Source organism: Verrucomicrobiia bacterium (assembly GCA_019634635.1).
GTDB lineage: Bacteria > Verrucomicrobiota > Verrucomicrobiia > Limisphaerales > UBA9464 > UBA9464.
This window is the reverse complement of sequence record JAHCBB010000015.1, coordinates 64,424-77,278: the sequence shown is the minus strand read 5'-3', so window position 1 is coordinate 77,278 and position 12,855 is coordinate 64,424. Positions and strand designations below refer to the sequence as shown.

9 protein-coding genes are annotated in these 12,855 nt (G+C 65.2%); 6 read left to right on the top strand and 3 right to left on the bottom strand.

Features of this window, described 5'->3' with window-relative positions:
* Positions 1-91: 91 nt before the first annotated feature.
* Together KF791_11995 and KF791_11990 are read left to right on the top strand one after the other, a co-directional pair.
* Positions 92-763: a response regulator transcription factor gene (locus KF791_11995; protein MBX3733304.1), complete on the top strand. Its 672-nt coding sequence runs from the start codon at positions 92-94 to the stop codon at positions 761-763.
* Positions 741-2,174, top strand: a complete 1,434-nt coding sequence (locus tag KF791_11990) for a HAMP domain-containing protein (protein MBX3733303.1) — start codon at positions 741-743, stop codon at positions 2,172-2,174. The genes KF791_11995 and KF791_11990 overlap by 23 nt, the downstream gene beginning before the upstream one ends.
* Before the next feature lie 265 nt (positions 2,175-2,439).
* Here the strand turns inward: KF791_11990 and KF791_11985 are convergent, their stop codons facing one another.
* The 3 genes from KF791_11985 to KF791_11975 form a co-directional block, all read right to left on the bottom strand.
* Positions 2,440-3,366: a DUF2950 domain-containing protein gene (locus tag KF791_11985; protein ID MBX3733302.1), complete on the bottom strand. Its 927-nt coding sequence runs from the start codon at positions 3,364-3,366 to the stop codon at positions 2,440-2,442.
* Complete coding sequence (locus tag KF791_11980; GenBank protein ID MBX3733301.1) at positions 3,363-3,503, bottom strand: hypothetical protein; 141 nt, start codon at positions 3,501-3,503, stop codon at positions 3,363-3,365. The genes KF791_11985 and KF791_11980 overlap by 4 nt, the downstream gene beginning before the upstream one ends.
* A 225-nt stretch (positions 3,504-3,728) precedes the next feature.
* Positions 3,729-4,622: a DUF3300 domain-containing protein gene (locus KF791_11975; GenBank protein MBX3733300.1), complete on the bottom strand. Its 894-nt coding sequence runs from the start codon at positions 4,620-4,622 to the stop codon at positions 3,729-3,731.
* Positions 4,623-5,725: 1,103 nt separating this feature from the next.
* On the opposite strand from KF791_11975, the gene KF791_11970 reads away from it, so the two are divergent.
* The 4 genes from KF791_11970 (at position 5,726) to KF791_11955 (ending at position 12,407) form a co-directional block, all read left to right on the top strand.
* Complete coding sequence (locus KF791_11970) at positions 5,726-6,463, top strand: sigma-70 family RNA polymerase sigma factor (protein ID MBX3733299.1); 738 nt, start codon at positions 5,726-5,728, stop codon at positions 6,461-6,463.
* A 415-nt stretch (positions 6,464-6,878) separates the two neighbouring features.
* Positions 6,879-9,890 carry a serine/threonine protein kinase gene (locus KF791_11965; GenBank protein MBX3733298.1) on the top strand — a complete coding sequence of 1,004 codons (3,012 nt, stop codon included), beginning with the start codon at positions 6,879-6,881 and terminating at the stop codon, positions 9,888-9,890.
* 166 nt (positions 9,891-10,056) lie between these two features.
* Positions 10,057-10,464, top strand: a complete 408-nt coding sequence (locus KF791_11960; protein MBX3733297.1) for a hypothetical protein — start codon at positions 10,057-10,059, stop codon at positions 10,462-10,464.
* Positions 10,461-12,407, top strand: a complete 1,947-nt coding sequence (locus KF791_11955; protein MBX3733296.1) for a serine hydrolase — start codon at positions 10,461-10,463, stop codon at positions 12,405-12,407. The genes KF791_11960 and KF791_11955 overlap by 4 nt, the downstream gene beginning before the upstream one ends.
* Positions 12,408-12,855 lie beyond the last annotated feature (448 nt).

Sequence of the window (12,855 nt, the reverse complement as noted above, 5' to 3'; positions counted from 1 at the left end):
GTTGTGTGGCCGCCCGGGGGGTGACTCCCGGGCGGCCTTTTGCCCAAACGCGGGCTCGTCCGCCGCCGGCGTCCATGACAGCCTTCCGGCCGTGCGCCTGCTCGTGCTGGAAGACGATCCCAAGATCGCGTCCTTCGTGGTGAAGGGGCTTCAGCAAAACGGTTTCGCGGTGGATCACGCCACGGACGGTGAACAGGCGCAGTTTCTGGCCGAGACGACCAATTACGACGCCGCGGTTGTGGACATCATGGTGCCGAAACTGGACGGGTTGAGCGTGGTGCAGCGGCTTCGGGCGCGTGGCGGGCGGGTGCCGGTGGTGTTCCTGAGCGCCAGGGCGAGCGTCGAGGACCGGATCCGGGGGCTGCAGGCCGGGGGGGACGATTACCTGACCAAGCCGTTTGCGTTCTCCGAATTGCTGGCGCGGGTCCAGGCCCTGATCCGCCGGGCGAGCCGTACCGTGGAACCGACCCGGCTGACCGTTGGGGACCTGTCCCTCGACCTGATGAACCGGGAGCTGACCCGCGACGGGCAGCGCATCGAGCTGCAGCCCCGCGAGTTTTCACTGCTGGAATACCTGATGCGGCATCCGGGACGCACCGTGACCAAGACCATGATTCTGGAGCACGTCTGGGACTACAGCTTCGATCCCCAGACCAACGTGGTGGACGTGCTGGTGCACCGGTTGCGGTCCAAGGTGGATCCGGACCGCCGCCGGCTGCACACGCTGCGGGGAGTGGGCTATGTCCTTCGGCCGCCTGCTTGACCCCCTGCGGCGTTCGCTGGCGGTCCGGCTGAGCCTCTGGTTTGCCCTGGTGTTCGGGGTGTGCGTGGCCGGTCTGTTTTTCGGATCGTACCGCGTGCTGGCCGGGGATCTCGAGCGCCGCTCCTACGAGGAACTGCGGTTGCGTTTCGACCGCTATGCGCGGCTGTTCAACATCTGGGGGCTCGACGCACTGCGCGCCGCGGTCGGCCGGGATTCCAGCCAGCCGGGCGTGACGTCGTTTTTTGTCCGACTGAGCCGGGACGGTCAGCAGGTGCAGTTTGCCCGGGTGCCTCCGGAATGGGTCGAGATCCAGTCCCGCGTGGTGCCCAGCGTCCGGGGCCAGGGGCCGACCGAGGAACGGGTGCGGGTGGTCCGCGTGCCCAGGGACGCCACACGCGACTTCCAGATCGTGCAGGGCGAACTGCCCGGAGGGGTGGTGCTGGAGGTGGGCTGGACGACCGACAACCGGTCCATTCTCCTGAGATCGCTGCGGCTCACCGTTCTCGGCATCGGCGGCGCATCCGTGCTGCTGGGTTTTGTGGGCGGCTCGATCTTCGCCTGGCGCGCGACGCGTCCCGTTCGCGAGGTGACCGAGACCACGCGCCGGATCATCCGGGGCGGCAGCCTGAGCTCCCGGGTGCCGGTGCCGTCCGGGGACAGCGAGCTCGCCGAACTGGCGCGCGGATTCAACACGCTGCTCGAACAGAACGAGAAGCTGATCCGGGCCATGCGCGAGTCGCTCGACAACGTGGCCCATGACCTGCGCACGCCCCTGACCCGCCTGCGGGGAACCGCGGAGCTGGCACTGCAGGCCCCCGGAGCCTCCGGGCCCGAGCGCGAAGCGCTGGCCGATTGCGTAGAGGAGTCTGAGCGGGTGCTGCGCATCCTCAACACGCTGATGGACGTCGCCGAAGCCGAGACGGGAATGATGAAGCTCCACCTGGAGTCCGTGGATCTTGGCCGGCTCCTGCGCGAGGTGGTGGAGTTGTATGCGTTCGTGGCCGAGGACCGGTCCATCCGCGTGACGGTTGAGGGGCTCGGACACTGCGAGGCTTCGGTGGATCCCAGCCGGTTCCGCCAGGTTTTTGCCAACCTGCTCGACAACGCCCTGAAATACACGCCACCAGGCGGGGCGGTCGTCCTGTCCCTGGACGAGGCGGAAGGCGCCGCCGTCGTCCGGTTTCGCGACACCGGCATGGGCATCCCGCCGGCCGAGCAGCCGAAGATCTGGAACCGCCTGTACCGTGGGGATCGGAGCCGCTCCCAACGGGGACTGGGCCTGGGCCTGAGCCTGGTGCGCGCCATTGTCGAGGCGCATGGCGGCACGGTCCGGGTGGACAGCACGGAGGGGGAGGGCAGCGAGTTCACCGTGCGCCTGCCACGGCCCGCTCGGAACGGATCCGCCTCTTGAATTTGGGGGGTCGCAGGGTCCGCGACGAAAAGCAGACCCCAACGACCCGGGCCACCCCGGATGTCTCACCGACGTTCGTCCCGCGACGCCGCGCAAGTCCGCCGGGCCACACGGCCGACGCGGTGACGAGCCGGGCATGTGGGGGCCATGCCTTCCGGAGGGAAACCCGGGGCCGGCGCGCCAGACGGGCCTGCGGCCAGCCCCAGCGGAAAGGCGGCGGCAAATCAGGGCGGGCCAGGCCGGGCAGGGAAGCGACAGGGGCCCATCAATCCGGTGAGACCTGCCACCCCGGTCCCGGATCGTAAGCCGTCATCCGCGACGCCTTTCGCGCGGTGTTCGATCCGAGGTCGCGCTGATAGACGCGCCCCTGCTGGTTCACCAGGAAGGACATGACCCCGGACTCGCCGTAATCGGCGGGCCAAGCCACCAGGGCGAAGCCGCCGATCATGTTGCCGTTGATCACGTAGTTGTACTTGCCGCCGGGCGCGTGCCTCCCCTGGCGGGTGAGGAGCTTGAAGTAGTAGCCGTGGAAGGGTTCCCGGGCGTCGCCCGCCTCCGGGTCGTCGAGTGCATACCCTTCCGTCTGCGCGCGTGCGACCAGAGGTCCCAGCGGACTCAGCTCACCGTCGAGATCCGGTGGCCAGAACAAACCGTCCTTCGTCCCGGGCGAACTGCCGAGGCGTTGGGCATACTCAAGCACCCGGTCCCCGTCGCGGTCGCGGCTGGCGTACTCCCGTTGGGCCTCCACATAGACACGCATGACATTCAAAACGGCGAGTTCGTTGCGGCCGATGCGGCGGTTCAGGAGTTCCTCCTGCCCGGCCTCAAGATCGAAGCGCCACCGCCCGTGCTGCTGCACAAGCGGAACCGGGAAGGGCCAGGCATGGGTTCCGACCTCGAGGACCCTGCGGGTCGCTGTCTCCTCGAGCAGCCGGTGGTGGGCCGCAAACGCCTCGGCAAAGTTGCCCAACTCGTTGGTCGCCTGCACGCGGTCGGTCGCCACCAATTCGTCGGTGGCCATGCCAAAGAGCGCGCGAAGCCCCGTCCAGTCATGATTCCGCGCCGCGTCCGCCAAGGCAGCGACCGCTGCGTCGGGCGTGGGGAAGGTTCGCGGAACCTCGTCCGCGGCCGCCGCGGCCGTCCGGGTCACCAACAGCACGACCCAGACTCCGATGGCAATGAGATGCTTCATGTCTCCAAGCACTGCGTCTTGTCGTGATCAAAGGGTTCACCGCCGGCCGCCACCACCGCCCCGGAAGCCGCCGCCACCACCGCCACGGAAACCGCCACCACCACCCCGGCTGACCGCGCCACGGTTGCTGTAATCATGGGCGTTGAAACCGCTGTCCAGACCACCAAACGCCGTGCTCCGCGGCGCGGGCGCCGGCGCCGGGCGACTGAACGAGGGCCCCGGCGCGGGCCGGGCCGGGGCCGGGTTTGGACGCGGCGCCGCTGGGCCGCCGGGCGCGGGTCTTGGACTGGCCATTCCGGTCGCCGGGCGGGCGCTGCCGGCACCCGTCGCCGGTGACGGCCTCGCGCCCGCCGTCGGTTGGGTCACGCCCCGAGCGGCCCGGGACTGCCAGCCGCGCGCCTCCAGGGTCCCCGCCGAGGGAGCGACGGTCCCGCTGGCGCGCAGGCGGGTCTGGTCCGGTTGCCATTTCTGCCGGGTGGGTCGCGCCGCGGAAGTACCGGCCCGGTCGCCGGTCCGCGAGTTCGGGCGTTCGCCCCGGTCAATATTGATGTCCTGATCAACGTTGATGTCCACATCGCCGTGGTAACCGCCCCCCCCCACACGACCATGCCCCCGCCGCCCACGTAGATGCCGCCGCCGTGCCAGTCGCAGTTGTTGGCGATGATGGCCCCCACGGCCAGTCCCACCCCGAAGGTCACCAGCGGTGCATAGGGGTCATAGACATACGTCGGGGGCGGGTAATACACGGTGGGCGGATACGTCGGCACATGGATCACCTGCGGATTCGCCGGCTGCACCTGGACGACCTGGTTGGTCACTGTGACCACCTGGGTGACGTTGGTCTGGAGCACCACCACGTTGGTCACCGTGACCACCTGCTGCTCCGTGGTGCGCAGGGTGCCCGCCGTTTGCGCCCTGGCGCGCAAGGATTGGATCGTGTCCATCAGCTCCTTCGGCTGATCGAGAAACCACTGCCCAAGAGCCACGGTCCACGCCAACTCCGCGTCCATCTTGGCGACCACCTCGGGAAACCTCGCCACCGCCTTGACGTTCTCGTCCCACGGCTGCTGGTCCACCCTCGGGATGTTGTTGGTGTCCCTCACAAATCGCGCCGCCTGCACGATCTCGACGGGGTAAACCGACGCTGGAAGGATGATGGCGATGAGCGGGTCCGGGTGGAGCGCGATGGGCTGGACCAGCTTCTCGAGCTCCGCAGGACTCCGTTTGCCCGGCTCCGACGGGGGGGGAGCGGGCACCGGGGCTGCGGTGGTCGCCGGTGCCGGTTGCCCGGCAGGGGGAAGCCCACCCGCGGTGGATTGCGGTGAGCCGGGTCCAACCTGGGCCGCGGCTCCGCAGCTCAACATCCAGCCCACGATCAGTGCCGCTTCGAACCGCCAACCAAGATGCCTCTTCGCTTGCATGCGATGATCTGCTGACCCGTCATCCTGGCGGTGTGGTCGCGATTCCCACGTTCACGACGTTCCAACGACCATCAGGTTGCCAGCACACCGCACGGCCGCTGAGGCCGCAACGGCCCTCCACCGTCACCATGACCAAATCAAAGCGCCGATGGCGTCCAACGTCAATGTGCGCTTCGACCGCTCAGCCGTTCTCATTCCGGGGGGATTGGCAGGATCTGTGGGGGGCGTTTTTTGAACCTGTCACCTTGATTGTCACCTTGATCCGGACTGGGTGCCACGGACCGTTGAATGCGATTGCCCCTCGGCCACCAAGGCGTGGAGGTGTGGGGAAGGCGGGGCGACCGCAAGGCAGCCCCAAGGCGAAGCGCAGGAATGGGTGCAGGGGTGCATCTCCATTTCCTGGATGAGGCGGAAAAGTCTCCCGGTCCAGGGACTCCCGTTTCAAGAGGGCCACGACCTAAACCGGGTGGGGACGGTCCGCGGAGCCGTACGCGGGCGGGGTCTCCATAGGCCTGGTTGGCGGTTGCGCACACGCCGGCGGCTCGCCCCACCGAAATTCTGAAATCCGCCCTTGGTGCAGCCACTTCACCGATAAAGTGACAATAAAGTGACAGGTTCAAAGATTCAGAAGTGGGCCAGTTTGTGGAGGATTTCGGCGAGCTTCTACCTTCACCCTGCACAGGTCGCCGAGAAGCCGCTCATCGCCCACGTCGCGGGAGATGCAGAGGGGTACGAGCCCGCCTGCCCCTCCTCCGCCTCCGTCTTCAGTCGTGCCATCCGCCTGGCAAGATTTGCATCCACACGGCACCCGCCTCCCAAAGATTTAACCTGTCACTTTATCATTCTGCCGCGTCCGCCCGCCAGCCGCCGGACGGTTACCGATCAGCCACATTCGACATTGTTCAGGGTCGGGACTGTTCATAGCCTCCGGCGTGACCTTGCCTGATTCCTGTCCTCCGGGTGTCGAAGGAGGGCGCGAATTTCGCACCACGCTTTGGAGCGTTGTGCTCGCGGCGCGGGACGGCTGCCCGTCTCAGGCGGCCGATGCGTTGGAGCACCTGTGCCGGAACTACTGGTTTCCGCTCTACACCTTTCTGCGGCGCAGCGGTCACCCACCGTCTGAAGCCCAGGATTTGACCCAAGGATTCCTCGCCAGCCTAATTGAGCAGCGCGATTTGGCCGCCGTGAATCCGCGCCGGGGCAAATTCCGCTCGTTCCTGCTGGGCACATTCAAGCACTACCTCTCCGACGAACGGAAGAAGGCCCATGCTCAGAAGCGTGGCGGCGATCAGCCGGTGATTTCCATTGATGAATGGACGGCTGAGTCCCGCTACCGGATTGAGCCGGTGGACGACCGGACACCGGAGACGCACTTCGAGCGACAATGGGGCCTGCAGGTGTTGGACCGGGTGATGGACCGCCTGCGGGCACGGCAGGTGGAGCGCGGGCGGACTGAGGTGTTTGTCGCATTACAGCCCTGCCTGGACGGTTCAAGCCAGGCCCCCTACGCGGAGATCGGCCGACGGCTCGGTCTCAGTGAGGGGGCGGTCAAGGTGGCGGTCCACCGGCTGCGGCAGGAGTTCGGGGAACTGTTGCGGGACGAGATTGCACCAACGGTGGCCGATGAAACGGAGATCGACGCCGAAATCCGCGAATTGATTCGGGTGACGTCATGAGGGGCAAAGCCGTAACCTGTGATGCCAAACTTCCCCCTGAACCTCCAGCCTGGAAGCGTGAGGCGAGGCATCCTTGCCAAGCCGCCGAGCGGGAGCGGGCGTCCCTTCTGGCCTGCGGTTCAGCGAGGACGCTTCGCCCCACCTTTCCCAAGGGTTCGATCTCGTGAAGGTATGGGTCAAACTGAGCTTCGACCGGCGGCGTCCAGGCATGAACTCAGACTTCGCGTTCATGGATTTGTAACCGGAGGACCGGCCAACGACTGAAATGCCCATTTTTGACTTGTGTCCGGAATGCGGAGCGAAGATCGCCCAAGGGACGCCTGCGGGCATGTGCCCGCGCTGCCTGTTCCGCCTCGGTCTTGCCCGGAAGCAGTCCCGACCGGCTTCACCCAGAGTCTTGGAGCCGTCCTCCGGCATGGCAGACCCAACGGAAGACAGATCGCCTCGTCGGCTGGGAGCATACGAACTGCTGGAAGAAATCGCCCGCGGCGGCATGGGCGTGGTCTATCGCGCGCGGCAGGTGAGCCTGGACCGGATCGTGGCGGTCAAGGTGGTTTTGGCGGGCCGGTTTGCCGGCCGTGAGCAAACGCTCCGGTTCCGGGCCGAGGCCGAGGCGGCGGCTCGGCTCCAGCATCCCAACATCGTGGCCATCCATGAGACCGGCGAGCAGGAGGGGCAGCCCTACTTTTCGATGGACTACGTGCCGGGGGGCAACCTGGCCGCATTGGTCCGGGAGAAACCGTTGCCCGCGAAGGCGGCGGCCCGGCTGGTGCGGACGCTGGCCGAAGCCGTCCACTACGCGCACGAGCAGGGGATCCTGCACCGCGATCTCAAGCCGTCGAACATCCTGCTGGACGACGCCGGCCAGCCCCGCATCACCGACTTCGGCCTCGCCCGGCGCGTGGAGAAGGATTCGTTCCTGACGGTCACCGGCCAGGTGCTGGGCTCGCCGAACTTCATGCCGCCGGAGCAGGCGGGGGCAAAGCTCAAATCGGGACGTCACAGCGACGTGTATGCGCTCGGGGGCATCCTCTTCCATCTGCTCACTGGCCGGCCGCCGTTCCTGGCTGAGACGGTGCCAGAGACCCTGCAGCAGGTGCTGCAGCACGAGCCCGTTTCCCCGCGCCTGTTGAATCCGAGCGTGCCGGAGGATTTGGCAACGCTGTGCCTCAAGTGCCTGGAGAAGGAACCGGGCAGGCGCTACGCGACGGCAACGGAACTGGCGAAAGAACTGGCACGATTTCTCCAGGGTGAGCCGGTGCAGGCCCGGCCCGTGGGGCGCGCGGTGCGGGTCTGGCGGTGGGGCCGCCGAAGGCCGGCACTGGCTTCGCTCGCCGTGCTCCTTGGGCTGGCGGTGGTGCTGGGGGTGTCCGGCATCCTCTGGCAGTGGCAGCGGGCCGAGCGGGAACGCCGGGTCGCCCAGGCCAGTGAACAAACCGCTCTGGAGCGGACCTACGCGGCTGAAATGCTCCAGGCGCAGCGGGCAGTGGACGAAGGCAATCTCAGGCTGGCGGAGTCGCTGCTGGACAAGCATCACCCCGGGCCGGGAAAGCCGGATCTGCGCGGCTGGGAATGGCGTTACCTGTGGCAGCAGACGCGCAGCGAGGAACTGCGGCTGCTGCAGCAATTCCCCGAAGCCGCCTACGGTGTGACCTTGTCCCCGGATGGCCACCAACTGGCGGTGGCCGTGGAACGGCGCGATGGTGGAGTGTGGGTATGCAACCTTCATTCGGGCGAACTCACGAGGGTGACCGACGGCAACGCCACCGGCTCGGTTCAATTCTCGCCCGACGGAACCAGGCTGGCCTTCGGCGCCACCGAGGGGCAGGTCGTGGTTTTGAACTGGCCCGCCCGCAAGGAACTGGCCCGGTTTCCGGTCGCGCAGAGTGTGCGCTCCGGGTTTGGCCTGGCCTTTTCCCCGGATGGAAAACTTCTGGCCACCGGTGACGAGGAGGGGCGCGTCCGTCTCTGGGAGTTGGAATCCCGGCGCGAGCTTTGGAATCGGTCTGGCCCACCCTGGGGCGTCACTTCGCTCGCGTTCACTCCCGACGGGCACACGCTGGCTTCCGGATTTCAGGCCAGCGACATCCAGGTGCGGGAGGTGGCTTCCGGACGTCTGTTGAAACATCTGACCAACCACACCGGTGCGGTGCAATCCCTCGCCTTTTCCCCGGACGGCCGGACGTTGGTGTCCGGCTCCTGGGACCGCTCCATGAACGTGTGGGAACTACCTTCCGGACGGCTGCTCACGCACCTGACCGCGCATACCGCCTGGGTGGGCGCGGTCGTGTTTTCCCGGGACGGCAGTCTCCTCGCTTCGGGCAGCGCTGATTACTCCATTAAGCTTTGGAATCCGGTGACGTGGCAGGAGATCCATACATTAAAGGGCAACCGCGACGAAGTTTTTGGCCTCACTTTTTCCCCCGACGGACGGCGGCTTTACAGTGCGTCCAAGGATGGAAGTTTGCGCGAGTGGAGCGCGGTTCCGTGGGAATCCCGGCGCGATTCGCTGGTCTGGCCGCATCAGCGGTTTGTATTGGCCGATCGGTTCCTGGCCGTCTGGCAGACCAACCGTTACGAAGTCTGGGATGCCATGCAGTTGCGTCCAGTGGACGAGCATTCTCTCAACACCACACCCGGGGATCCGATTCGGAGCCTCGGCGTGTCACCCCTGGGGGACTGGGTGGCGCTGGCCACTGAGGCCGGGGAACTGCTTCTGAGAACTGTCCCAGGCACCAGTTCCGAAGTTCGTCTGAAATCCAACTCTTCCGGTTATCAAAGGCTTGGCTTTTCGCCCAGCGGCCGGCGCCTGGCAGCGGTCACCGGTGATGGCGACCTGGAGGTTTGGGATGTCGCCAACCGTGTCCGGTTGCACCGGCTCCGTCCCGGTAATGGCCATCCGAGGCACCATCGCTTTGCCCCGGACGAACGCTCGTTGGCAGTGGCCGTGGGCGAAGGACCGTGGGGGGACGGCACCGTGGAGGTCTGGAGTCTTCCCGACGAGAGAAGGGTGGCAGCGTGGAGGGCCGGCAAGGGGGATGTGATGGAGCTTGTGTTTCTGTCTGGCGGCCGGACCCTTGTGACGGCGACCGGCGACGCCCAGTTGCAGGCGTGGGAGTATCCGCCGACTCGGAAGGATCCCCGTCCCCTGGCGGCCAAGCGGACGATGAACAGCTTCAACGCGGTCGCCCTTTCCCCCGATGGCCGGCGGCTGGCTGCGGGCACCTACAACGGGTTCATCCACCTCTGGGACGCGGATTCCTTCCTGGAGGTGGCGACGTTCCGCACGGAGGACGGCGATATCCGGGCTGTCAGTTTTTCTCCTGACGGCAACACGCTCACTTCCGTTGGCCGCCGCCTCCGCCTGTGGCCTGCGCCGTCGTGGAACGACGTGGCGGCTGAAACCTCCGGCCTCCTCTTGGAATAGGCTGTAACCTTTCGTTGGATTCATCCCTGTAACGGGTGATGGATCACCATTGGCGCAGTGCCCGGCATTCAGGTTTGGCCTATCAGCCAGAACCAAGGGATGCCATTCTTGGGCCACCAAGAGGATCCGTCATCTCGGAAGACACCGAATCATAACACTCACCGCAATGTCGAACTACGCCGACATCAACTGCACCATCAAGTTCATCAACCTCGCGACCGGCAAGATCCTGCCAGACGGTGCGACTGTAATCGCCAAAACGGTTGGCCTCCGGTACTCCGTATCCAACGATGGCACATCGGATGCGTCCGGCATGTTTCTCACTTGTAGTCTCAAAAAAGACGGCAAGAAGCTGGCGAATCCATTTTTTGAGTATCCGTTCAGCTTGTCCGCCGGCTCTACCAGAGCCTTCAATCGAACGTTGGAGGCCCCTCCGGTGCCCTCGAGTCAAATCTTTAGCGAGGTTGAGTATCGAGCCGGAATGCTTGTCGGGTTCATCAAGACGGAAGACGGAATCACCGGAGAAGTGGCTCCAACCAGGACAATTCGGCTGTATCGAATCCGTCAAAAATGAACTCGCTGCTCTTGAGTCGGCAAACGTCACGACCACGGGCGTATGATTCTCGGGAGTCGTATTCTTCGGGCAAGGGACTAAGGCTGGCGGCTCTGTCGTGGCTGTGGCCGTGCCTGTGCCTGGCCCAGCCCGTCATCATCACCGAGCCGCGCACGCAGTTCGCCTGGGAGGGCCGCGGGGTCACCCTCAGCGTCCACGTCCAGGGCGCCGCCCCGCTGACCTACCAATGGCAGTTCAACGGCCTGGATATCGCCAATGCAACCAACCGGGTGCTCCCGCGGCCGGCTGTGCAGGTCACCAGCAGCGGCGACTACCGGGTGATCGTGGCGAATGCCGCCGGCGCCGTCACCAGCCGGGTGGCACGCCTCACTGCGCGCGCCTGGCCGGCGCCGACCGGGCCACAGGTTCCACAGCTCGCCAGCCTGGATACGTTCGTGCGGTCAACACTTCTCAGCAAGGGCGTCCCGGGAGCCTCCCTGGCCGTCGTCAAAGATGGCCGCCTGGTCTTTGCCCGCGGGTATGGCTACGCCGATGCCGAGGGCGGCGAGCCATTCCAGCCAGACTCGCTGTGCCGCGTCGCGAGCATGTCGAAGACGATCACAGCCGCCGCGACGATGAAACTGATCGGAGATGGGGGCCTCGAACTCGACACGGCGGTGTTTGGTCATTTGAACCTTGAGCCGCCCACTTATCCGGGCGCCATCTTCGATCCGCGTTGGACGAACGTGACGGTCCGCCATCTGCTCAGTCACCGTGGCGGCTGGGATGAGGACAACGGGCCGAATCCACTGGGCGGCAGCGGATTCATTCCGAATAGCTGGCCCACTTACATCCGGCGGGATCTTGATCTGGAGACGACGCCAACGCCGCTCGACCTGGTGCGTTGGATGATGGGAAAGCCGCTCCAGTTCAGTCCTGGTACCACGTTCAGCTACGCGGATTTCGGCTATGATGTGGCCGGCGTACTCATTGCACGGATGACCGGCCAGGCATATGAGGCGGTCGCGCGAAAGCTGCTCGCCGAGGCAGGCATCACCCGGATGAGGGTCGGCACCAACACCCGCTCGGAGCGTGCGCCGGGCGAGGCGGTCTACTACCTGCATCCCAGCCTGCCGGCGTCGTACCTTGAGGCGTTTGAACCGCTGCCTTGGAACGATGATCTGCCGTACGCGTTGCCGGTCACGCTGTATTCCAGTTGGATCGCTTCAGCGATTGACTTCACCCGCTTCGTCGCGGCGGTTGACGGCCAGTCGTCGTACCCGGACATCCTGGACACGAACAGCGTGGCGGCCATGCTGAATGGTCGGCTGGGCTGGGAGGCGGGAAGCAATCCGGGAGCGGGGCAGTGGTTTCACGGAGGCGGCGATACCGGAAACCACTCGGTCGCCATGCGACGGAGCAATGGGGCTATCATCGTTTATCTGCAAAACTCGAACTGGCCCGGCAACAACGGCGTCATTGATGCCCTCCCCGGTATCGTGGACGGCATCCGCCAATGGCCGACGCATGACTTGTTCCCGACGACGCTTTCTCGCGAAGCCTGGCGGGCAAGGCAGTTCTCCATCGCCGAACTGTCCGATCCCGATGTCAGTGCGGACACCGCCGATCCTGACGGCGATGGTCTGGCCAACCTGCTGGAGTATGCTCAAGGCACGGATCCACGCGTCGCTTCGCCCGCCGCGCCTCTGACCATCTCCCGGCAGGACAGACGGGGTGGGGGATTTTTCGCTGTGGGCTACCGTCGGCTGGCGCTTGCGCACGAGGTGGAGTACTCCCTCGAGACGTCCACCGATTTGGTAGGTTGGGCGCGGGTGGACAATGATGAAGGAGAATCCACCTTGGACGCGGACGGTACGGTGTCCGCGACGGTTATGGTGTGGCCGCCGGACCACTCCAGCGGCCAATTCTTCCGGCTGCGAATCGTGCCCAGGCCGCTTCCGTGAACTCTGCCCCGCGCGTCTCCGTTTGGTTCCGGCGCCCAGTCCCCGTGCCCGCCAGGACGGACCGGGAACCACGGCCGGCATGAAGTCAGATAAAGTGACAGGTTCAAAGATTCACAATGATTAATCCCATAATTTCAGAGGTCGACGACATGGTTCGAGCAATTGCTCATGAAAAAATGCATTGCATTGACGATCCGCCGTTTGCGCTTGAGCCGTATCACACAGATGTCATAGAAGGAGACGCAATAAAACTCGCTCAAGAATATCGGGAGGATCCCTATGGACTCAGATGCCGTGGATGTAATCGAAACAAACCAATCGGGCCGGAAGCCGAAAACAGGAGGTGGCCTTCAAAGTGGCATTAAAATCGCCATATTTGTTATGTTTTCCGCATCAGTCCTCTGTTCCCTGTTAGCAATTCTCTCTATTAGCAGTGTACTCATTGAAC

Bases quoted from the DNA above. Each gene is read 5' to 3' on its own strand.
- KF791_11985 (MBX3733302.1), bottom strand. From the start codon at position 3,366: ATGAAGCATCTCATTGCCATCGGAGTCTGGGTCGTGCTGTTGGTGACC.
- KF791_11955 (MBX3733296.1), top strand. From the start codon at position 10,461: ATGAACTCGCTGCTCTTGAGTCGGCAAACGTCACGACCACGGGCGTAT.
- KF791_11980 (MBX3733301.1), bottom strand. From the start codon at position 3,503: ATGATTACAGCAACCGTGGCGCGGTCAGCCGGGGTGGTGGTGGCGGTT.
- KF791_11965 (MBX3733298.1), top strand. From the start codon at position 6,879: ATGGCAGACCCAACGGAAGACAGATCGCCTCGTCGGCTGGGAGCATAC.
- KF791_11990 (MBX3733303.1), top strand. From the start codon at position 741: ATGTCCTTCGGCCGCCTGCTTGACCCCCTGCGGCGTTCGCTGGCGGTC.
- KF791_11960 (MBX3733297.1), top strand. From the start codon at position 10,057: ATGTCGAACTACGCCGACATCAACTGCACCATCAAGTTCATCAACCTC.